We start from the raw sequence: 22,436 nt of genomic DNA on the forward strand, positions 1-22,436 counted from the left end.
GGTACTTGAACGTGCCGAGTGTAATGCAATTTAGTGGTCCACTGGAATATAGCTACCGCTCCACCAGCACGTACGACCCTGGAGCATCGGACGGATTTCATTCGCATCCGCAATATGAGGTGTACTATTTTCATGATGGAGAATGCACTTATCTGATTGGAGATCGAGTGTACAACCTTGAACCGGGTGATCTGGTCCTGATGCATGGCATGACCCTTCATCGGCCACATCCCATGCCAGGCAGACCGTATGTGCGAACGACGCTGCACTTCGATCCCTCGGCCATCCGCAGCAGTCTGCACCCGGACCGGGTAAGCGAAGTGTTAAAGCCGTTCGAAGAACTGAGAAACTGCCGGATCAATCTGACAGGCAATATTCGCTCCGAATTCGAAGCCCTGCTGCTGAGTCTGCATCAGCTTACGGTGAATCCGGGTGATTTCAAAGAGGAACGCATGAACGTTCGTTTATGTGACCTGCTGTATGTTATAGCTGGGATTTGCCGAGGCAGGGTCGAGGACCACCTTCCCTCTTCCGAGAAGGAGCGACATGTACAGCATATCATTGGTTATGTTGAAACCCATTATATGGAGGACATTGGTCTGGATGATCTGGCAAGTGAGCTTCATCTGTCCAAGCCTTATCTGGCAGGATTGTTTAAAGAAATGACGGGTAGTACCATATTTAAATATGTGTATGACCGCCGCATTAATCAGGCGAAACTATTATTCCAGTTCCAGCCGGATATCAGTGTGACAGAGGCTAGCCGGTTGGCCGGGTTCAAACGTTTATCCCATTTCAGTCGAATGTTCAAACAAAGTGTAGGGTGTGCACCTGATCTGTACCGCAGTCGATTACATCGATCGTTTGATTAATGTAGTGTTACGGATCAAAAAATTTCCATGCTGCACAGCCTGAGGAGGTTTACTCAATGCAAACTGAACAACCATTCAAGCTTGATTACCGAATTGGATCAGCCGATGCCGACTACAGATCGCAATGTCGTCCATCTGCGATACTGGAACATATGCAGTTGGCAGCAGACCGCGATTTAGCAGGCATGGGAGTTACCGTATCGCAGATGCTGGATCAGGGATTGGGCTGGATGCTGTTAACGACAGATGTCACGATCATGCGCCCAGCCCGATTGGAAGAAGAAGTATCCTTGCAGACGTGGCATAAAGAAAATAAAGGTGTGACATGGTTAAGGGATTATATCCTTACAGATCGAGAAGGAACACATCTGGCTGAGGCTCGTACGGCTTGGGCGTTAGTCGATCTAAAGAGACGCAGAGTCGTCAGACCATCAGCTTTACCTTTTGAAGTGAAATCGCATCCTGATTTATCTTTAGGTGAAGCCCCTGCTAAAGTGACGGTCCCTTCTGAACTCAGCTTGCAGGAACAATATCGTCTAACTGTACAATACAGCAGCACAGACAGTAATGGTCACATGAACAATGCCCGATATGCAGACGTATGTTGTGATGCATTAACACTGGATGAACTGGCCGCAGGTATGATCCGTCTGCAAATATCATATCATCGTGAGGTTCGTATGCAGGAGCAATTGATCGTTGAGCGTTCAGCGGTTACAGAGGGAGCTGTGTGGGTCCGAGGAAGATTGGCTGAAGAGAATGAGAGCATTATTTTTGAAGCCAAATTGACTCTCGGAGATTTCATTGCTTCGCCAGTTGATCAATAAAATGGATCTGAATACAAGTAGATGAAGTCAACCAGTACGTTTTGGTTGGCTTTTTTCTATTTTACCTCCTGATGCAGACATGGAATGCATCTGTTAAGTTCATCTCATATCTGCTCCGTGTTTAGAAGCCAGAGAGAAAAGGTAAAAGAAGGGTAAATGAAAACAGAGGAGGAACCACGAATGAAAGAGCGCACACCGGAACAAAATAACAAGGATGCACATAAGGATCGTTCCCATGATAATCCGGAGCAGTATGCAACAGAGCAGGAAAGTTTGCTGGACCAGCATGAAGAAGAGCAGACGGTGGACCCCATTCCGATGGAAGATCTGAATATGGAGAAGCAGGAAGAGAAGAATAAGGATCAGACCAAGAGCAATTCGTCATCGGAAGAGAAGTATCGAGCAGATTATCGCGAGTCGAAGTGATCAGATTCATGCAATAGCTATGTGAAACAAATAAAATGTACACTAAGTGAGAATAAAATAGTTTGTTGACTAATGTATGTTACTATATTATAGTTACTATGTTGGCAACTTAGGAAATACCATTTTGGGAGGCGAATATTTGTGTCTAAATCTTTCTTTGAAGCGTTGAAAAACAGAAGATCTTATTATGGAATCAGCAAGGAATCCACGATCTCGGATGCTAAAATCCAGGAAATCGTGGAAGAAGCGGTAAAATACACTCCGACTTCATTCAACTCACAAACATCTCGTGCCGTAGTATTGCTCGGTGAACAACACGACAAACTGTGGAATCACACGGAAGAAATTTTGCGTGAAGTGGTTGGCAATGAAGAATCCTTCAAATCCACAGCTGAGAAAATGGCTGGATTCCGTAGCGGATACGGTACAGTACTCTTCTTCGAAGACAACAATGTCATTGCACAGCTTCAACAAAATTTTGCAGCTTATGCGGATAACTTCCCGATCTGGGCGAACCAATCCAACGGTATGTTGCAACTGGTGATCTGGACTGCTTTGGAGCAAGAAGGTTTGGGCGCTTCCCTGCAGCACTATAACCCGTTGATTGACGAGAAGGTCAAACAGGAATGGAACATTCCGGAGAACTGGAGACTAATCGCTCAAATGCCATTCGGCAAACCAACAGCAACACCAGGCGAGAAAGAATTCCAACCGATTGAACAACGTGTAAAAGTACACAAGTAAGACTTTTGCTTGAAGCCGAATGTGACCTCGACTCACAAAAAAATTGAGGAGCACTGGCTCAGCAAATTTCCCAATATTTAACCACATACGGCCTCGCTTCAATTTGATACGATGATATAGATCGTACTCCAATGAAGCGAGGCTTTTTGATGTGAATAATAGAATATACAAACGTACCTGGCGAAAGCTATGGAATGCTGTTTTGTGCGGCGTACTGACCATAGGATCAATTTCCATTGGTGAATCCACAGCTCAGGCAGCAGCGTCTCAGCAGGTATTCCAGGATACAACCTCCAGTTATGCCAAGGATGCCATTGCACACCTGGTCAAGACGGGAATTGCTGCCGGAACCTCCGAGAATACGTTTGAACCCAAAAAGGCGGTCACTCGTGCTGAATTTGCAACATTTGCCGTGAGACTGCTAGGTCTGAAGCCCGTTAAAAACAATATTAATCCCTATAACGATGTCAGCATGAACGCATGGTATTACGGCAACATTGCAGCCATGACCAATCTTTCCATACTTGAGGGCAAGAGTCAGGGCGTGTTTCAGCCAAACGCCTCCATTACTAGGGAAGAAGCGGCTGCACTGCTGGTGAGGATGCTGAAACAATCTTCCAAATCAACGAACCTCCTTTCATCCACATATAACGATGCAGCTGACATATCCGACTGGGCGCGTCCGTATGTGCAGACCGTATATCAACTTGGCTTGATGCGCGGCAGTGACGGCAGGTTTCGCCCACATGACCAGGTGACGAGAGAAGAGGCAGCAGTTATGCTGGATGCCATTTTGCAAAAGAAAACCTGGTCAGACCAGCTGAAAAGCGAGGATCAGCTCGGTATTCAGCTGGGATGGCAATATAACGCTTCTACTTCTGAGTTCAAGAAACAGATCGAACAATCGGAAGCAAACACACTGGTTCCCCGTTGGTTCTTCCTGAATAGCAGCATGAAAGTCACGGATCTCACGGACACGTCGCTATTATCTTGGGCATCTGTTACAGACAGACAGGTATGGCCGTTGCTTGGCAATCGTTCGAACCCGGACCTTACTCACCAGATGTTATCCAGTTCAGCCAATCGGGCGGCCGTGATCTCACAGGTCACATCTTTTGTAAAAACATATAAACTGGATGGCATTAATGTGGATTTTGAGAACGTACTGCCAGCTGATCGTGAAGGAATGACCGCATTTATTACTTCGCTGACAACGGCTTTGCATGCACTGGGCGCTGTTGTATCCGTGGATGTATCACCCGATCTGGGGACAGACTGGACCGATGCATTTGATTATGCCCAATTGGGCGCCGTATCGGATTACATGGTACTGATGGGATATGAGGAACATTGGAACGGCGATCCGCAAGCAGGGTCTGTGGCATCTCTTCCTTGGGTTGAAAAGGCTCTGGATACGATGCTCGCTGAGGTAGTTCGCGCCAAAACAATTCTGGCCCTGCCTTTATATACACGGGATTGGTCTTCCGTTAATCCGGGAGCCAGTTCATGGGACATCACTTTGGCAGAACAGGGAACTCGTGCACGAGCTTCAGGTTCCGTGAGACGATGGGATGCAGGTCTGGTTCAATATATCATCGGCTATAACAGTAACAGGACGCCGAGATATATATGGGCAGAGGACAGTCGTTCATTATCCGCGAAAGTAATGATGAGCGGAGAACGTAACATTGCCGGATTGGCTTACTGGTATATGGGCGGAGAGACGGCAGATGTATGGAATGCCATTTCGAATGCTTCACGATTTGAATCATACATTTTCTGAATTCCGAAATCATAACCCTTTCTTAAACCGACCCAAACGCACCGTTATTCAGACGGATGGTTTGGGTTATTTTATTTTGGTAAAAGCTAAGTTGTAACGGATCACGTTTGATTCTGGTTGAACGGTGTAAATGGATAGAAGGATAGTGAACTGTCCAATAACATATAAGAGATAGAAGCATAGGAGGGAGATGGAGCATGCGAGAGTATGATTGCATCATAGTAGGTGGAGGACTCGCAGGACTTCAGGCAGCCATTCAGATGGGGCGCTACTCTTCCCATCGGGTGTTGGTGGTGGACGCAGGAGAAGGCAGATCAACGTTATGCCGAACCTATCATAATATTCTTGGTTTTCCCGATGGAGTATCTGGTGAAGAGCTGCGCTCCAAAGGCAGAATGCAGGCAGAGCGGACTGGAGTATATTTCGAGAAAGACCGTATCGTTAAAGCAGGACGCCTGGGAGAACAGATTCAACTGTTCGGCTCTTCCGGCTCTGAATATATGGCAAAAACAGTTTTACTGGCAACTGGACTAACGGACAGGATACCGGCCATCCCGGGATTAACGCCTACGTTGGGACGAACCGTATATGTGTGCCCGGATTGCGATGGATATGAGATTCAGGATCAGCGCACGATATTGCTGGGTGCAGGCGAAGCCGGTGCAAACATGGCTATGGTTTTGATTCAACGTACGAATGAGTTGTTGTACATCAACCATGAGCAGTCGCCAATCTCCGCTGAGCTTCATCGAAGCATGAAAGAGGCAGGAGTTCGTTACCTTGAGGCGGCCGTCCAAGAAGTGCAACAGATGGAAGATGGCCATATTACGGGTGTGCTGACGGAAGATGGACAAATTTATGAGTCAGAGCGTGGATTTGTCGCGTTTGGAGGCAATCGTGTACATTATGAACTGGCAGAGCAGCTTGGGGCCGTCATCGCGGATAATAAACACGTCGAAGCCAACGCACGTAGCATGCAGGCCGCGCCTAATGTATGGATTGCCGGAGATCTGGGTTTGCACGCGGAACAAGCTACGGTTGCCATGGGCGAAGGCTCGATTGCTGCGATCTGGATTCACAAGGCATTGCAACAGATGAAAAAGGAAAACAAGGTGAATCAGATTTAAACGCAAATTAAAATGCAGATGGTGAACAGCCCATTTGAAAAAAAAAGAAATTAAAAAGTCCCCGACCGTTATGACTAAGGTTGGAGGACTTTTTGCGTTTTCAGAAACTGATTGCAAAAGGATGGTTAAAAATTATTTGCTATTTGTATTGCGGGTCTCGGTCGTTTTGGCTTTGTGAGGATGAGTGATGTTGTCTACGATTTCTCCTACGGCTTCTTCAATCATGTCCGTTGGTCCGGGATTGTCCGGATCCGGGTGCAGAATTGTATTGACACCAGGCTCAAGATCCTTGTTTTTTCGCTCTTTTTTATATTCATTCATGGAAAATCCCTCCTTATTCAGGTATGTTTAAGGTGTTCCTTAACATATCCAATCCTTGTAATCTATATGTAAACGATTAACCAATTGAATCAAATTGAAACGCTACGTGTTAGGTGAGGAGGAGTTCATCTGTTCAAAAAAACGAGCATGCTCCTGTTACTTCTGATTTTATGTGTGTGGACATATTGGAGAACCGATAGCGATGATCAGAATCCATATCTGATTACTGACTACAGCCGCCTTCATCCGGTTAAGGTTGAACGTGTAGTGGAAGGTCGTGAAGAGCAGCAGCTCGTTGAACTGCTTCGGGACGCCCGAGAGCGGAACCTGACAGTATCCATTGCGGGGCAGCGGCATAGTCAGGGAGGACACACCTATTATAAAGATGGCATTATCATAGACATGACCTCGTATGACAAAGTGCTGGAAGTCAATACCGATGCCAAAAAGGTACGTGTGCAAGCTGGGGCAACTTGGGCTGACGTACAGCGAGCCATTAACCCATATGGGTTGGCGGTTAAAAATATGCAGTCCCAAAATATTTTCACCGTAGGCGGATCTATCAGTGTAAATGCACACGGTCGAGAGCTTCAGCAGGGTTCCTTGATTCAAAGTGTCGATTCCTTTCGTCTCCTGACGGCAGATGGTCAGATTCGGCAAGTGAGTCGCACCGAAAATGCTGAGTTTTTCCCGCTTGTATTTGGGGGTTACGGACTGTTTGGCGTGATTCTGGACGTTACGTTGACGTTAACGGATGACGAAGTCTATCGTCTCACAACTGAGCAGATGCAGGTTGAGGACTACCCGTCTTATTTTGAAAAGAATGTCCTGGGAGACCCGATGATGCGAATGCATCTGGCCCGAATTTCAGTTCAGCCCGGTGAAGGCTACTTTCGTGAGATGTACGCTTTGAATTATGCCCTTGATCCAACGGCTTCGCTGGATGATTATAATCATCTGGATGAACGTGAAAGGGGCGTGCTTACCAGCAAACTCCTGTTCAACCTGAACCGTGAATTCGAATGGGGTCGGAACTGGTTTTGGCCTCTGCAACAGCGTTACTTCGAGTCACAGGATGGCAAGAGGCTCAGCCGCAACAATGCCATGGCTTCTGCCTCTGCTTTCATGGAGTATCATCAGCCAGGCGAAAATGATCTGTTGCAGGAATATTTTATTCCGGTTGATGCCTTCCCCGCATTTGTTCAGGAGATGGGTGAGATTGTATCCCAGGAGCAATTGGATCTGCTTAACATTACAGTCAGGTATGTGAAACAGGATGAAGAAGCTGTGCTTTCCTATGCAACGCAGGATATGTTCGGTCTCGTCTGTTTATTTCACGCTTCATTGTCCGAGGCAGAACAAGAGAAGTTCAAGGACAGTATGCAGCAACTGATAGATGCCGTCCTTCGTTATAACGGAACATATTACCTGCCTTATGCAGGTTATGCGACTTCAGAGCAATTCGAACAGGCCTATCCGCGGAAGAATGAGTTTTTGGCAGCCAAAGAAAAGTTTGATCCCAATCATCTTTTTATGAACTATTTTATGGAGCAGTATGGAGGAAATCATCCATGAATATCAAGTGGCTTGTTCGATCTCAAAGCATCGTTACGCTCGCTTCGGGTATGATTTATCCGTATTATCTTTTGTTTCTCAAAAATCTAGGTAACAGCTTCTCCAAATATGGGCTTGCCTTTGCCGTATTTACAATCAGTTCGGCTGCTGCTTCGCAATGGCTTGCTCCCGGGATGGATCGACACGCCAAGCAGTGGCTCATTGTAAGTTCGGTGGGGATGGCCACAGCCATGATTGCATTTCCGTGGGTCATTTCCTACATCTGGGTGCTGCTGCTGCAAATCATGATGGGGATATGTAATGCGATGCAGCGAATGAGTGAACGGGTGTTGCTCGCCGATTATACGGTGGCTGGACAACGAGGCCAGGCTGTAGGTAACTATCATTTCTGGACATCCGCCGCGTCAGGATTTGCGGTTATTGTTGGCGGTGTTTTGATTGATTGGCTGACGATCGATGTTTTATTTTATCTGAGTGCCATACTGTATATGTGGGGAGCTCTGGCAGTATGGCGATTACGAAGCATTTCTGACGAGACAATAGATGGCTAAAGGATAGAAATGGTCTGATTAATCTCCAGCGAGAAGTTTATATTATAGATAACCTGGTATGATTAAGCATTTTGCTTACATTCCACAAAGCGAGTATTCTCAAGGAGGTTTTTCAAATGAATGAACAAAATCATGTTATCCATAAAGATGGCCAAGTTTCAACCGACAAGGTAGACAATGCGATTAATAAGATTGCGCCGGAGGAACGGGAACAAATTTTACAGAACTTTGATGACTTTAAAGGATATCTGGGCAAACGAATTGCAATGGGAGAATCGATTGGGCTGGGTGAAGAACAGATGGCCAAAATCGCCGAGAAAGTAGCCGACTATTTGGCAGCCCGGGAAGAGCCGCGTAACCGTGAAGAGAAGTTGCTGCAAGAGCTGTGGAATGTCGGGAAAGAGGAAGAGCGCCATATGCTGGCTCATATGCTTGTGCGTCTGGCACAAGGTTCAACCCCGAATCATTAAGATTAAGTTTATAACTAAAAGCTAAGCCAATAGAGACTCTGGATGCCGAGGCATTCAGGGTTTCTTTTTTATGACACCTATTGTAACTATTTTTCATCTGGCTGATACTTTTGCAGCGTGCACACCCCGTATGATAGGGAGAGTAAAAAGAAAGATTAAATATTCATATGAGCGTTTGAAGAGAAAGCCTTCCGGTTAAGGAATAGTAACGTTCATAATAAGGAGAGATGCTGCCTATGAAGAACGCGGCGAAACAATGGAAATTACGAATGCTGGGTGCGGCTGTTGCATTGCTTGGCATGATTGTGCTTGCTACATATTTGCTTACACCAGCGAACGCTGAGGAGAGCATGGACTCTGTACAGGCTTCTGCCAAAGCGCAGGCTGCAAACTCTGAGATGTTTACAGCGTATGTGGAAGACATACAGCATGAGAATGGTAAATTGTACTTGATTGTTGACAAGATTGGCTGGTACCAAGGGGCAGAGGCTGATAAAGTTTTTGAACAACGCAATCCGGGCTCTGGTATAGATGGTGCTCCTGATGGTTATTATATTGTTAATGATAGCAAAGAGCAGGAAAAGGTAGAAGTAAGTGCTAATGCTGAAGTGTTGATGCAGTTGTATGATCGTGATGGTACAGTATCGGGTACCAACATTCAATGGAATGAATCAGTGGCGCTCAGCAAATTCGAATCCTTGTATGAGAATACCAATATTCTCGATCTGTCCGTATTCCCGTATCACCTCACTGTACAGGACGGCAAAGTGACCAAAATTGTACAGCAGTACATTCCATAACATTAGATCAAAATGCAACGGTTAAGCATTCCTCCGGTTCCATTGAACCGGCAGGGATGCTTTTTGGTTATGACAAATTCATGAAGGAGATTGTAATTCATGGTATGTACATGTATCATTATAGGAATGGTGTTTTTACATAGTTCAGGAGGCTTCTCATGCTTAAAGACATGATTGCATTAACGAAACCCGGACTTTTGCGGCTGAATGTGTTTGCGGTAGCGGTAGGGTTCTGGGTCGCTTCAAAATGGGATATCTCGTGGATATCTCTGCTCATGGTGTTGATTGGATCAACCTTGGTCATCGCTTCGGCTTGTGTCATTAACAACTACTGGGATCGTGAATTGGATCAGAAGATGGAGCGTACCAAAAAACGGATTGACTACATCAATCATCTTAAACCCAAGTTTGTATTGGGGTATGGAATTGTTCTTGGTGTGGTTGGTTTTGCGCTGCTGTACTTCCTGGTCAATCCGTTATCCGGTTGGATGGCACTCCTCGGATGGTTTGCTTATATCGTGATCTACACGATGTGGCTGAAACGCAGCTCGACCTGGAGTACGTCATTGGGTGGAATTGCGGGGGCGATGCCGCCTGTAATCGGTTATTGTGCGGTAACCAATCAGATTGATGCAGGTGCCTGGTTGCTGTTTGCGCTGTTATTCCTGTGGCAGCCACCTCACTTCTGGTCACTCGGGATTCGCAGAGTGGAAGAATATCGTGCAGCCGGTTTCCCACTGTTGCCGGTAGTCAAAGGTGTGAAGCGTACAAAGGTGCAGATGATTCCTTATGTGTTTCTGTTGCTCCCTGCTGTATTTCTGTTGTATTACTACAACTACGTTGGACTTGTGTTTTTGCTCGTATCCGCCATTGGTGGTCTGATCTGGTTGGTTCATACACTAAGCGGATTGAAAACTCAGGATAATGAGAAATGGGCCAAAGTTAACTTTCTGATCTCTGTCAATTATCTCATGGTTGTATTCATTGTAATGGTGGTAAACACAGCCTGGTCCTAGGCGTTTCATCACTTTTGTGAAATATTCGAACATGAAGATGCCAAGGGAGCTGACATCTTACGAAAAAGCACGCTGTAGAGTAGACTTGGACAACCTTTGGTTGTTCTGGCCATACTTCTAGGGGTGTTTTTTTGCTATAATTATACTATGGAAAATGATTTTGGAAGAATGGGAAGTGGAGTAGATGAATGATTTGGAGCAGGCTATCCTCTTGAGGCAAGAGGGAAAAATGCGGGAGGCGATAGAGCTGCTGCAGGAGCTGGCATTACAGGAACCGGAGAATGCGCAGGTCTGGTACCAGCTGGCTTGGGCTCATGATTCACTTGGACTGGAGCGGGAAGCGGTACCGCATTATGAGAAGGCTCTAAGTCTGGGGCTTCCGGTTGAGGACAGGACAGGTGCCATACTTGGACTTGGCAGTACGTATCGGACGCTAGGGCAGTATGAGCAGGCGAAGGACTGGTTTGAAAAGGGGATAAGTGAATTCCCGGAGAACCGGGAATTTGAAGTTTTTCTTGCCATGGTGCTCTACAATCTGGGCGAGCATGCGGAGGCAATGAAGCGGCTGCTGGTACAACTGGCAGATACATCAAGTGATAAGGGAATAACCGATTACAGTAGAGCAATCCGCTTCTATGCAGATCAGTTGGATCGGGTATGGGACTAGGTTGAGCAATGGAGGACCGATTATAACGATGGAGTTAGCCATTCCTGTACGGCTTCAATGAAACGACGCGAAGCGGGGGACAGATTGGTGAGAGACGGGCAAGCGATGCCAATCGTACGATAAGGATCTCCAGTGAGTGGAACGAGAGCGAGCTCGTTCGTATGGTGTTGAAGAACCATTTCAGGCAAAAGGCTGATGCCAAGACCGTTTCGAACCATCGCCATAATGGCCTGATCCTCGGCAACTTCATAGACCACATTCAACTTGGCCGCATGCTGCCGGATCAACCGTTCGATCTCGTTATCACCGCCCCATTTGGGCAAAATAAAGGGCTGTTCCAGCAATACATCAAATGAGACAGACTTCTCGTTAGCGAGTGGATGTTCCCAAGGCAGGATGCACATCATCCTGTCTTTTTGTAATGGAATCGTCTCAAAGGGCGAAGAATCGCCAAGGGACAGAAAGCCGAGATCGATGGCAGCTCCAGCCAGCCAGCCTTCAATTTCTGCATAGTCTCCCTCCCACAGCTTAATTTCGATTCCGGGATGACGCAGACGAAATTGCTTCAGGATGCCAGGCAGCCACTGCGTGGATACACTGGCGAATGTGCCAATACGCACGGTTCCAATCTCGGCGCCGCGAATCAACGAAATCTCCTGGTTCATCAGTTCCGTCCAACGCAGAATTTCACGAGTATAGCCCAGAATCCGTTCCCCTTCGGCAGTAAGTCGCACACCGGAGCGGCCTCGATTTAGCAGCGAAAAACCACACTCGGTCTCCAGACTGGCGATCGCATGACTGACTGCTGATTGGGTAATATTCAGTGCTTCTGCTGCTTTGGTAAGGCTGCCGTATTCGACTACAGCATTCAAAATTTCGTATTTGACCAATGACATGAAAGATTTCGTTCCTCTCTTCATTTAATACATGAGTTTGTTTCATATTAACTATTATAAATATTCATTTTTATAATGCAAAGAGATCGTATATACTTGCCAAGGCGAGTGAGTTCGACAGAACCTCGCATAGATTACATTACATAGAATGAAGGTAGAAGCAAGATGAACGGAGTACGTGCACCACAAGGTCAGGCATCAAGAAGAGCGGATTTGCAGATGCTGCTCGCAACGGTAATATGGGGATCATCCTATCTGTTTATGAAATCAGGACTGGAGTCCATGCAGGAATTGAATCTGGTCGCTTTCCGGTTTGGCATTGCCTTTATCGCGGCAGCTGTCCTTTTCCATCGGCGACTGTTCAGAATGGATCGAGGAACGCTTGCAGCAGGAGCTATTATGGGAACAGCGTTATTCGCGGCCTTTGTATTTATCACTTATGGAGTACAGCGCACAACGGCTTCCCAGGCAGGGTTTTTGATCAGTTTGGCCGTTATCTTTGTGCCCATTCTGACGACAATTCTACATCGGCGAATGCCAGACTTGCGGTTAACGATAAGTATTCTCGTGGCGGTAACCGGGCTCGCATTGTTGACCCTTCAACATGAGCTCAGTCTGCATATGGGGGATATCCTTTGCATTCTCGCAGCACTGACATATGCCATCTACATTATGATCGCTGGCAAGTATACGCCGAAGCATGATCCGCTAACCCTGGGAACGGTTCAACTGGGCGTTGCAGCCCTGTGGGGAGTGGCTGCTACATTTATGTTGGAAACACCACGTTTACCTGACACGCCGCAATCTTGGGCTGCCATTGTGGGTCTGGGGGTACTGTGCAGCGGCATTGGTTACATTTTGCAGACCCTTGCCCAGCGGCATGCCTCACCAACAAGAACGAGCCTGATCTTTTCGCTTGAACCGTTGTTTGCCGCAGCATTTGCGTTTACTTTTCATGGGGAGTCTCTTACGTTGCAAGGGTATGCGGGTGCAGCACTGATGCTCATTGGTGTCCTGATCACGGAGATCAGAGTCCCTTATCCGGTATTCTGGCGTAGAAAGCGGACGGCATTACAGTCCGAACTGGGAGATCAGGGAGCACCGGGTGTATAATTTTGAAATAAATAAAGGAAAGGTTCTTCCATCATCTTCATTGTGAAGGTGGTGGAGGAACTTTTTTTGTTATTTGCGCGCCTAGCCAAGCTAGACACAACTAGCTGGTGAAAGTCCGGTCGAGGTAAGAGCCAAGTCGCCTCGTAGCTGACAGGCAGCTGGTGGAGAGATCCTAAGGTTGAAGCCCCGTGACAAAGTAACTTCGTAAGGAAGTGCGAGCAAATCTACAGCCGTAACATGAAGTGAATCCTGCCGCACCGTCAAAAAGACCCTTTTTTTTAGGACAAGAGAGAGCCGAGCCTCGAAACAATGGGCGAAGGCCATGGAACGCGTGAAGCCCTTGGAAGCACAACGCGGAAGAACTCTCCGGTGTAAGGGGAGCGGCATGTGGAGAAAGTGGTGTCTGGAACTAGGGAGACCCTCCACCGCACGAAGTTTTTTTTCGTAAGGAGCAAACCTATAAGCCCGAAAGGTGAAATGGAGAGCTGCGGGAAGGGAGTCGGAGGGGGACATAGTACCGTGGAAATGAGGACAACACAACCTCATGGAGGGAAGGGCCTCTGCTTTTGTTCACGTACCGGAGGAGGTAAGAGTCAGTGAATGCCCAAAAGGCTAACTACACCAAAGTCAAAGCTCGACAACTTCAAAACGTACTATACCTGGCGGCCAAGGAGCGTCCAAGGCGCCGGTTTCATGCATTATATGACAAGGTTTACCGAGAAGATGTACTGTGGGAAGCTTGGAAACAGGTCAAGGCGAGTGGTGGCAGTGGCGGTGTCGATGGAGTGACACTGGACACCATCGTTCAGGAGTACGGAGCTGAGCGATTTGTGAATGAACTGGCGAACAAGCTAAGAAGCGGAACCTATCATCCTCAGTCGGCGAGACGGAAAGAGATCCCGAAACCGGACGGGAAGACCAGGCCACTGGGCATCCCTGTTATCGCAGATCGGGTGGTACAAATGGCTGCGAAGATCGTGATGGAGCCCAGCGATATCTGGGTATTAGTCTGCGAATAGCATATTTCAGAATGATATGGAGTAAATAAAAATACTGATGTTCTTTCAGACTGATGAGCATATAGAGGATGTTAGTATTTTAGTGGACTCCGGAGTGTTCTGATTCTGAAGATTGATGAATTTTGTGAGTGATATAATGAATGAGTTTTTAAGAAGAGAAGGATTAGATTTGATAGAAATATATTACTACAAGGAAAGATAATTTAAACTTCAGACTAATCATTAATAAAGCAGCTCCAGTGAAGATTCTCATGGAGCTGCTCATCTTCAGATCATTAATAATCTACAGAAATTTTTTCAACCTCTATGTCATCGGCCGCTTTGTTCCATATATAAAAGTACCCTTCAACGTCCTCTTTTGGGGTGTAAGGAAAACTTCCTCCGGCACCTTTTGTGTCTGCAAACACTTGAAGAACGTTAAAATTTTTGTCCATAAATCCGGCTTCATAGCTCGAATTTCTATATTTAATAGAGAATGTAAATCTTGCCGTAACTCCTTTTCTGACGATCATAGTACCGCCACTTCTTTCAAGCCGCAACCGTGTATTATACCCAATAGTCTGGTCGGGCCAATTAATGACTGCTTGAGGTGTAATTTCAATAGCTTGAGACAGGCTTTTTGATTTAGTCAACTTATTCGAGTTATCATATGTGTACTCTGTAGGCGTGATAGTTATCGTTTTTCCCTCGAGCTTAGTTTCAACACCGTTGGTGGATTTGTCCGAGGGACTATTTAATGTACCTACATCTACATTCGTAGAAGAATTCAAAGCGTTAACCGCTGTTTCCTTACTAGGTTGTTGTTTGCTTGGAGCTTTATCAGCACCAGCGTATGCCGTTGCAGCTAAAGCAGAAATGACAGTAACACTTGAAAGAGCAAAGATAAATGCTTTGGCTTTCTTTTTCACTTGTAAAATCCTCCTTGTATTTTTTTGATTTTAATTCCATCTGTAGAAGTGCGACATGTGTTGAGCATCTTGAATTATCTGTAATATATTTACTATTGTACCACTGAATCACAACGTTAAACAACCTCTTAGCAAGAAATAGGAATTAAAACGTAAGGAATAAATTTATATGATAGGTATAGTTCCCTTATCATATTTTTAAAAGTGATTACAGACCCACGTTAATTGAACGCAAAACGCACTTGTATACCGCCATTCCCATGCCGGATCGTACCGCATTGTCGATGGAGACTGCGCTCGGTGTTGCCATCTCGCAGTACCACAAAAGAACCTTCCTCATAGGCACAGCTGACAGGGGCAAAGAGTGCATCCTTTACTTTTCCACGACCCGATACGACATTGTCTAGCTTCCAATGCCCGAATGTTTCACGAGAATGGATCACTTTCGGGCATCTGAAATGGATCTGCCGACCGCAAATTTCCCGCGTGTTTCTGCGGGTTTCTGGCGCTTACCTTAATGCCAGAGGATTTGCACTGATAGCTACACTGGAGGCCATGTCGCTTGAAGCTTTTCTACCAAAGAAACTGCCAAAGCTGGACCACTTCCTGGAAGAGACGGACGCCTTACGGCGCTACTCATAAGCGCGCTGGGCGTTTTTTGCCTGATAGGGCTATTTTTGTAGCAGCGAATGCCAGCAGAATTACTACCGTATTAAATCAAATCAAGAAGGGGGGGGGGGGGGGTTCAAGGTGATCAGGGTGCTATATATGGCTACATCAATCTTATATACAATCGCAATGAAAAAATGCATTACATTGTGCCCGTATTCCGCTGGCAAGAACATATTAAATCAGGTCTGAAGGGTGACAATAGTGACTTGAGCTTTTCAGTGCTAGGAACTATACGAAGAGACCCCACATTAAACGAAGAGGGAAACATGAGTTACTTAAGCAGCATGGAAGCGTGGTGGATCAAGAAGTATGAAATGGAATATTTCAAAGTCATGAACATTGCTAAACCAAAAATAACAATAGAGGACCTTCGTGAAAAGTAAAATAACCCTATGAGATGGGCTTTTTTCAAAGTGTCCATCTTATAGGGTGCATTTTAAAGAAGAACATCGGAAAGCCGTATGAGGGAAAACCTCACGTACGGTTTGATGAAGGGGGAACTGGAAAAGTAAAACAGAGGGCATACGCCCTCCAATGAAATTTCAGTTTCCTACTCTACTACCGGAGGAGTTCCAAGATTTCTAGCATACTAACCTAACAAAATGAAATTTTTCATAACTTGTTTTGTTCGATTCCTTTTTTTATGCTACACTAAATGAAAAATAAAGGAAAAACGGGTGAGAAGGATGGCCAAAAGAGTAACCATGCAGCAAATTGCCGATGCTGCGGGGGTATCCAAATTCGCAGTCTCCCGTGCGTTGACAGGCAAACCCGGTGTTAGTGAGCATACCCGGGAGATGATTGTCAGGACGGCAGGACAGCTCGGATATTTCAAAGCTGAACCGAAACGTTATTTGGCGGAAACCCCTGGTGAACAGGAGGTGAACATAAATAGACAGGGGACTATTTTGATCTTGTTCCCCAACATTCGTTCGCAGAATCGTTTCTCCCTGTATTGGGGGCCCATCTTTGACGGAATATCTGTACGCCTGAATGAGAAGGGCATGGATATCCTGACCTTGACGGAACCTTCATCGGATCGCATGTTCTCAGTGCTGAATCCCGAAGCCATCAGCGGAATTATTACCGTCGGCTCCATATCCACATCCGTATTACTTGAAATCTATCGACTGAACATTCCGCTTGTGATGGTTGATCATGAAGACCTGGCAATACATGGAGATACGGTGTTTACAGATAACATGAAATGCATGAAGGAACTGGTACTGATGCTTGTTGGTAAAGGATACACGCGATTACAGTTTGCTGGACAGCTGCCTGATGCAGCAAGTTTCAGAGAACGATGGCTCGGCTATCGCTCGGTACTGGAAGAGATGCAGCTGCAGGTCTCGCAGCAAGCAGATTTGCTGGGACCTGATCTGGATCACATTCGGGAATCAATTGTTACCATGAAGATGGAAGACATCCCCGAAGTGATAGTATGTGCCAACGACCACATGGCCGCTGTTGTGATTGGTGCACTCCAAAGCAGGGGCATCAAGGTGCCGGAGCGCTGTGCAGTAACCGGGTTCGATAATACCCGTACAGAAGAGCCTATTCTTGCTACGGTGCATATTGACAAGGAGAATCTGGGCAGACGTGCGGTGGACCAGTTATTGTGGCGCATGGAGCATCCGGACGGGCCTTTTGAAAGAAAGCTGATCTATTCGGAATTAATCATCCGTGATGAGTACAATGCTATTTTGCCGTGAAGTTAACGAACTTGAATTTGGTAATGTTAAGAATAACACATGCCAGTACGATATAAGCCTGGGGTGAAAAGACATGGAGCGATTGGGCTTCATGTCTTTTTTTGTTTGTCGGAAATGGTTTTTTAGAAATAATTCACAAAACAGATTGACTGAATTGAGCATATCGTGTTAATTTTGTTTTGTAAGTTATTCATTTTTATAATAACAAAACCTAACAAAGTGTTTTTTCAACTACTTCAATGATAACGGAGGCTGTCATGAGCAAAATACAATCGCAGACTTTTCAGAATTGGACGTTCAAGGCTTGTGAGGATCAGGAATGGATGCCGGCTCACATACCCGGCTGTGTGCATACGGATTTGCTGAAACTGGGTAAAATACCGGATCCTTTCTATGGAACTAACGAAAAGGACATTCAATGGGTCGATAAGAAAGACTGGGAATATCGCACCGAATTTGATGTGAATGAAGCACTGCTGTCGCAGCAGCATCTGGAGCTGGTCTTTGATGGTCTGGATACCTATGCAGATGTGTACGTGAATGAACAACATGTGTTGTCGGCAGACAATATGTTCCGGGTGTGGACAGCTGACGTGAAATCTGTTGTAAAGGCAAGCGGCAACGTACTCCGAATACGTTTTCGTTCTCCAATAAATGAAGATCTGCCGAAGCTGGAGAAGCTCGGATATGCCCTGCCTGCATCGAATGATCAATCTGATGTGGGGGGACTAGATGACAAAAGAGTGAGTATTTTTGCACGGAAAGCCCCGTATCACTATGGTTGGGACTGGGGTCCACGTTTTGTAACCAGCGGAATCTGGCGTGAAGCACGCCTTGAAGGCTGGACGGACGTACGAATTAATGATGTATTTATTCAGCAAAATGAAGTAACTGCTGCTTCCGCTTCCCTCACTGCGGTCGTGGAAGTGGAGACTGCACAATCCATAGAAGCGGTCATTCGGGTAGGAACGGATGGACAGGGGTGGGAGCAGGCTGTAACTCTGAACCCGGGCGTCCAGACTGTAGAAGTTCCAATCTCGATTGCTGAGCCGAAGTTGTGGTGGAGTCGCGGACTGGGTGACCCGCATATGTATTCTTTCCATACGGAAGTGATTCAGGGCGAACAGGCTGTGGCTGAGTCCACGGTCAAAACGGGTATTCGGTCTATTCGGCTGGTTCGTGACAAAGATGAAGCGGGAGCATCCTTTTATTTTGAGTTAAACGGAGTTGCTGTCTTTGCAAAAGGTGCAAATCACATTCCCAACGACAGCTTCATAACAGAAGTGACACGTGAGCGCTATCTGCATGAGATTGTATCTGCTGCCGAGTCGAACATGAATATGCTCCGTGTATGGGGTGGTGGCTTCTATGAGGAAGACGTGTTCTACGAGTTGTGTGACGAATATGGTTTGCTTGTATGGCAGGACTTTATGTTTGCTTGCAGCATGTATCCTGGAGACGAGGCTTTCCTGAACAGTGTGAAGCATGAGGCGATTGATAATGTGAAACGTCTGCGTAATCATCCAAGCATCGTGCTGTGGTGTGGTAATAACGAGATTGATTCAGCGTGGGCGCATTACATTGAGGATGGCGGCTGGGGCTGGAAAAAAGATTACAACGCAGAGCAAAGAGAACGCATTTGGGCGGATTACGAAGCTATTTTCCATGATCTTTTGCCGCAAGTGGTGGAAACCTATGCTCCTGGCGTGGATTATTGGCCTTCTTCACCACTGGTATCACTGTCGGGAGACGAGAAACAGCATGCTCACCCATCCACGTCAGAAGGGGATATCCACTATTGGGGTGTGTGGCATAATGTAGAGCCATTTGAGAACTACAACGTTCATGTTGGACGCTTCATGAGTGAGTATGGCTTTCAGTCCTTCCCTGAATATGATTCGGTTCGCAAGTATGCGGAGGAAGAGGATTTGGCATTGGAGTCTGAAGTCATGCTGGCCCATCAGAAGAACGGGGCAGGCAATCGTCTGATCAAGCAATACATGGATATGTACATGCATGAACCGAAGGATTTCCCATCCTTCCTTTATATGAGTCAAGTGCTTCAGGCTGAGGCGATGAAAACAGCCATTGAGGCTCATCGTCGCCGCAAACCGTTCTGTATGGGAACGCTCTACTGGCAGATGAACGATTGCTGGCCGGTGGCTTCATGGGCGGGTATGGATTACTTCGGACGTTGGAAAGCATTGCAATATTACGCCAAACGCAGCTTCAGCGATGTCTTGGTTTCAGTAGACGGTACGAAGCAAGACGTGACGGATATTTATCTAATCTCGGATCAGCTTGAACCTGTGAAGGGCAAACTCCAGGTACGCCTGATTGGCTTTGATGGCACGGTATATCGTGAGGAAGAGCATGAAGTCGCTCTGGCATCCAACTCTGGTCAACAGGTGCTGTCATTGATCCAGGCGGAATGGCTGGAAGGTCGCGATGCTGCAACAACATTGCTGCGTATTGATCTGAAGCAGGATGGGGCAGCCGACATCATACAGGAGCATTATTTTGCACCATCAAAGGACATTGCACTGCAACCAGCGCAAATTAAAGTAACTGAAGTTACCGAGAATGATGGCGTGCATCTGGTCCTGGAAAGTGATGTGCTTGCAAAACAAGTATGGATTTCTACTGAGGCAGAAGGGGTGTTCTCGGACAATTTCTTCGACCTCATTCCTGGCATTCCGGTGAAGGTCAAGTTTACATCCAGAGAGGAATTGCAAGGATCTGATGGTGCTGTCTCCAAGGCGGGGGCCATCCAGGTTCGTTCCATGGCTGACTTTATCAAATTGTAATTATAGACGAAGCAGCAAAATCGTTGAGATCTTCCATCGGGGGATTTCGACGATTTTTTATTTTCCAGTGCCAAAACGGAAACGGGCTTCAAAGTTATGAACAAGATTGTTATAATTGATAATCATTATCAATTATAGGTGAGTTCTTTGTCACAATGGCTGACCATTGGGCTTGTTCTATCGCTTAGGAAAGGAAGTCTATATGGGGATTCAGGAGGATATCAAGCTGTGGGATCAGGTTCAGGTGCGCGTGCTTGATGTCCGTCTTATATCATTAACAACAAACGAAAGTTATCGAAATTATGTATTACCAACCAGTGCGTTTGTATATATAAATGGCAAGGGTCAGATTTGGGTGGATGAAGAGGTATGGACTACAGGCAGATTTCTATTGGTGCACGGAGGCAAAGGAAGGCGTCTGACTCTTGAAGCAACCGGAATTATAGAGGTATATCTGATTTTCTACAAATCAACACTGCCCTCCAACGTTCTTCTAGACTATCGCATGATGCTGTTACAGAGCAATCCCTTTGAGCGCTCCTGGGGAATAGAGCCGGACAACGCGCTTCAATTGCATGACCTTGTACGAAATATACATAATTGTTGGACCGGACAGGATCAATTGGGCCAAATCGAGGTGAAAGGATACTTCTTTCAACTGATCCAGCTTATATTGAACCAGCAGATTCGAGTAGAAAATGAAGGACAGCAGCTCTCATTAACGGATCAGGTTTTGCGTTATATCACAACTCATTTTCGTGAATCGATCTCACTGGATTCGCTTGCTCAGACTTTGAATTACAGTCCGCAGTATTTGTCTCGAAAATTCAAAGAACAGACCGGCGTTACACCGACCGAATATTTGATCCGGTTGAGGATTGGAGAGGCCAGGTCTCTGCTCTCTGCTACGGAGGCTTCACTACAAGAGATTGCAATGTATGTGGGTTATCCGGACCCCTTTTATTTCAATCGCATGTTCAAGAAAGAGATGGGCATCACTCCAGGGCAGTATCGATTAAAGCAGCGGGAGAACAAGGATGGAGTTTCAAAAAGTACAGTAAATGCAACAAATGAATCCATTGTAAGAGGAGGAACAGAACGTTATCCTTTAATTGATGATGATTATCATTATCAATATAATAGAGATGAGGAAATCAACATGTTTAACCAGTTAAGATCAGCCATCATATCACTTGTACTTGTGTTTACATTAAGTGCTTGCGGGACAACCGGGCAAGAGGCAGGAACACCAGAGACTTCGGCTGAACCCGAACAACCGGCAATGGTGGAAACGAAAACCGTAAATACAACCTTTGGAGAGGTAGAGGTACCTGTACATCCAGAGCGAGTCGCTGCCATTGACTATTTAGGGACGGTCCTTGCTCTTGGTATCAAACCCATTGCTGGAGGGCAATTTCTCATGAATAGCCCTTATCTCGAAGGGCATTTGGATGGACTAGAAACGATAGGTGACTCCATTGAACAGCTGATGGAGCTGGAACCGGATCTTATTATTACCTTGAATCCGGACAAAGCGGCTTTTGAAAAGTACAGCAAGATTGCACCAACGGTCTCTATTGCATCTATTACTTTCCCAACGCTGAAGGAAGAAGTCACTTATTTTGGCGAAGTGCTTGGCAAACAGGCTGAGGCTAAGCAATGGCTTGCGAATTTCGATCAAGAGATTGCTAAAATAAAGCAGGAAGTGCAGGACGTCGTTCCTGCTGATACGACATTTTCCGTGATGCAGGAATACGATCGGCAAGTATTTATTTTTGGCAATCAATCGGGCCGAGGAGGGCGTAATATCTACGAGTTGCTTGGCTTGCAAGCACCCGCAGTTGTGCCTGCCGAGTTAATGCAAGGCGCATATCATGAATTTTCAATTGAGCTGCTCTCCAAATATGCTGGGGATTACATCATTCTGACCAGTGAATCAAAGCTTGAAGATTTACAGGCAGACCCTGTATGGGGATCATTGCCTGCTGTCAAAAATGGAAGAGTGTACATATGGACGGAGGAGCAGTCCTGGTTCCGTGACCCGATTGCTCTCCTGAAACAGACACAGGATTTGGCTGAATGGATTATTAAAATGAATAAGCAAACACAATGAGGACAGACTGTTTCTAC

At 46.1% G+C, this 22,436-nt stretch carries 20 protein-coding genes and 2 pseudogenes; 18 read left to right on the forward strand and 4 right to left on the reverse strand.

What is annotated here, in order from left to right; translation table 11 throughout:
• Nucleotides 1–11 precede the first annotated feature (11 nt).
• The 6 genes from ACFVQB_RS03020 (at nt 12) to ACFVQB_RS03045 (ending at nt 5,779) form a co-directional block, all read left to right on the forward strand.
• Complete coding sequence (locus ACFVQB_RS03020) at nt 12–872, forward strand: AraC family transcriptional regulator (protein WP_079694585.1); 861 nt, start codon at nt 12–14, stop codon at nt 870–872.
• Between the two features lie 56 nt (nt 873–928).
• The gene (locus ACFVQB_RS03025; protein WP_379434940.1) at nt 929–1,699 is read left to right on the forward strand and encodes an acyl-[acyl-carrier-protein] thioesterase; all 771 of its coding nucleotides are present in this window, start codon (nt 929–931) and stop codon (nt 1,697–1,699) included.
• A 180-nt stretch (nt 1,700–1,879) separates the two neighbouring features.
• Nucleotides 1,880–2,125: a hypothetical protein gene (locus ACFVQB_RS03030; RefSeq protein WP_379434941.1), complete on the forward strand. Its 246-nt coding sequence runs from the start codon at nt 1,880–1,882 to the stop codon at nt 2,123–2,125.
• Nucleotides 2,126–2,266: 141 nt separating this feature from the next.
• Nucleotides 2,267–2,869 (forward strand): nitroreductase family protein, encoded by a 603-nt coding sequence (locus tag ACFVQB_RS03035; RefSeq protein ID WP_379434942.1) that lies wholly within the window; start codon nt 2,267–2,269, stop codon nt 2,867–2,869.
• A gap of 151 nt (nt 2,870–3,020) precedes the next feature.
• Complete coding sequence (locus ACFVQB_RS03040) at nt 3,021–4,652, forward strand: S-layer homology domain-containing protein (protein ID WP_379434943.1); 1,632 nt, start codon at nt 3,021–3,023, stop codon at nt 4,650–4,652.
• 197 nt (nt 4,653–4,849) lie between these two features.
• On the forward strand, nt 4,850–5,779 hold the full coding sequence (locus tag ACFVQB_RS03045) for an NAD(P)/FAD-dependent oxidoreductase (protein ID WP_379434944.1): 930 nt from the start codon (nt 4,850–4,852) through the stop codon (nt 5,777–5,779).
• A 132-nt stretch (nt 5,780–5,911) separates the two neighbouring features.
• Here ACFVQB_RS03045 and ACFVQB_RS03050 read toward each other — a convergent pair whose 3' ends face one another.
• The gene (locus ACFVQB_RS03050; RefSeq protein WP_379434945.1) at nt 5,912–6,100 is read right to left on the reverse strand and encodes a hypothetical protein; all 189 of its coding nucleotides are present in this window, start codon (nt 6,098–6,100) and stop codon (nt 5,912–5,914) included.
• A 147-nt stretch (nt 6,101–6,247) separates the two neighbouring features.
• Here ACFVQB_RS03050 and ACFVQB_RS03055 point away from each other — a divergent pair, with 147 nt between their 5' ends.
• The 6 genes from ACFVQB_RS03055 to ACFVQB_RS03080 all read left to right on the forward strand — a co-directional run bounded on the left by ACFVQB_RS03055 (nt 6,248) and on the right by ACFVQB_RS03080 (nt 11,179).
• A complete protein-coding gene (locus ACFVQB_RS03055) occupies nt 6,248–7,675 on the forward strand; it encodes an FAD-binding oxidoreductase (RefSeq protein ID WP_379434946.1) in 1,428 nt (475 codons plus the stop codon).
• Nucleotides 7,672–8,226, forward strand: a complete 555-nt coding sequence (locus tag ACFVQB_RS03060) for an MFS transporter (protein ID WP_379434947.1) — start codon at nt 7,672–7,674, stop codon at nt 8,224–8,226. Before ACFVQB_RS03055 ends, ACFVQB_RS03060 begins: the two co-directional genes overlap by 4 nt.
• 116 nt (nt 8,227–8,342) lie before the next feature.
• Nucleotides 8,343–8,696, forward strand: a complete 354-nt coding sequence (locus ACFVQB_RS03065) for a DUF3243 domain-containing protein (protein ID WP_379434948.1) — start codon at nt 8,343–8,345, stop codon at nt 8,694–8,696.
• A 236-nt stretch (nt 8,697–8,932) separates the two neighbouring features.
• Nucleotides 8,933–9,496, forward strand: a complete 564-nt coding sequence (locus ACFVQB_RS03070; protein ID WP_379434949.1) for a hypothetical protein — start codon at nt 8,933–8,935, stop codon at nt 9,494–9,496.
• A gap of 158 nt (nt 9,497–9,654) precedes the next feature.
• Complete coding sequence (gene cyoE / locus ACFVQB_RS03075; protein WP_379434950.1) at nt 9,655–10,512, forward strand: heme o synthase; 858 nt, start codon at nt 9,655–9,657, stop codon at nt 10,510–10,512.
• 184 nt (nt 10,513–10,696) lie between these two features.
• Nucleotides 10,697–11,179 (forward strand): tetratricopeptide repeat protein, encoded by a 483-nt coding sequence (locus ACFVQB_RS03080; protein WP_379434951.1) that lies wholly within the window; start codon nt 10,697–10,699, stop codon nt 11,177–11,179.
• Between the two features lie 20 nt (nt 11,180–11,199).
• Here ACFVQB_RS03080 and ACFVQB_RS03085 read toward each other — a convergent pair whose 3' ends face one another.
• Nucleotides 11,200–12,075, reverse strand: coding sequence for a LysR family transcriptional regulator (locus tag ACFVQB_RS03085; RefSeq protein WP_379434952.1), 876 nt, complete (start codon nt 12,073–12,075; stop codon nt 11,200–11,202).
• Nucleotides 12,076–12,240: 165 nt separating this feature from the next.
• On the opposite strand from ACFVQB_RS03085, the gene ACFVQB_RS03090 reads away from it, so the two are divergent.
• Together ACFVQB_RS03090 and ACFVQB_RS03095 are read left to right on the forward strand one after the other, a co-directional pair.
• Entirely contained in the window at nt 12,241–13,188 is a 948-nt protein-coding gene (locus tag ACFVQB_RS03090; protein ID WP_379434953.1) for a DMT family transporter, read from the forward strand.
• Between the two features lie 596 nt (nt 13,189–13,784).
• Nucleotides 13,785–14,207, forward strand: a complete 423-nt coding sequence (locus ACFVQB_RS03095) for a hypothetical protein (RefSeq protein ID WP_379434954.1) — start codon at nt 13,785–13,787, stop codon at nt 14,205–14,207.
• 275 nt (nt 14,208–14,482) lie between these two features.
• On the opposite strand, the gene ACFVQB_RS03100 is transcribed toward ACFVQB_RS03095, so the two are convergent.
• Nucleotides 14,483–15,115 carry a hypothetical protein gene (locus ACFVQB_RS03100; RefSeq protein ID WP_379434955.1) on the reverse strand — a complete coding sequence of 211 codons (633 nt, stop codon included), beginning with the start codon at nt 15,113–15,115 and terminating at the stop codon, nt 14,483–14,485.
• A 218-nt stretch (nt 15,116–15,333) separates the two neighbouring features.
• On the opposite strand from ACFVQB_RS03100, the pseudogene ACFVQB_RS34525 reads away from it, so the two are divergent.
• Nucleotides 15,334–15,492: pseudogene (locus tag ACFVQB_RS34525) on the forward strand (IS30 family transposase); the annotation flags it as partial.
• Here the strand turns inward: ACFVQB_RS34525 and ACFVQB_RS34530 are convergent.
• A pseudogene (locus tag ACFVQB_RS34530) lies at nt 15,478–15,783 on the reverse strand (transposase family protein); the annotation flags it as partial. The pseudogenes ACFVQB_RS34525 and ACFVQB_RS34530 overlap by 15 nt on opposite strands.
• 690 nt (nt 15,784–16,473) lie before the next feature.
• Here ACFVQB_RS34530 and ACFVQB_RS03110 point away from each other — a divergent pair.
• From ACFVQB_RS03110 to ACFVQB_RS03120, 3 genes are all read left to right on the forward strand, one after another.
• The gene (locus ACFVQB_RS03110) at nt 16,474–17,499 is read left to right on the forward strand and encodes a LacI family DNA-binding transcriptional regulator (RefSeq protein WP_379434956.1); all 1,026 of its coding nucleotides are present in this window, start codon (nt 16,474–16,476) and stop codon (nt 17,497–17,499) included.
• Between the two features lie 257 nt (nt 17,500–17,756).
• Complete coding sequence (locus ACFVQB_RS03115; RefSeq protein WP_379434957.1) at nt 17,757–20,306, forward strand: beta-mannosidase; 2,550 nt, start codon at nt 17,757–17,759, stop codon at nt 20,304–20,306.
• 202 nt (nt 20,307–20,508) lie between these two features.
• On the forward strand, nt 20,509–22,419 hold the full coding sequence (locus ACFVQB_RS03120; protein ID WP_379434958.1) for an AraC family transcriptional regulator: 1,911 nt from the start codon (nt 20,509–20,511) through the stop codon (nt 22,417–22,419).
• Nucleotides 22,420–22,436 lie beyond the last annotated feature (17 nt).

It is taken from the genome of Paenibacillus sp. NPDC057886 (assembly GCF_042796655.1).
Lineage (GTDB): Bacteria > Bacillota > Bacilli > Paenibacillales > Paenibacillaceae > Paenibacillus.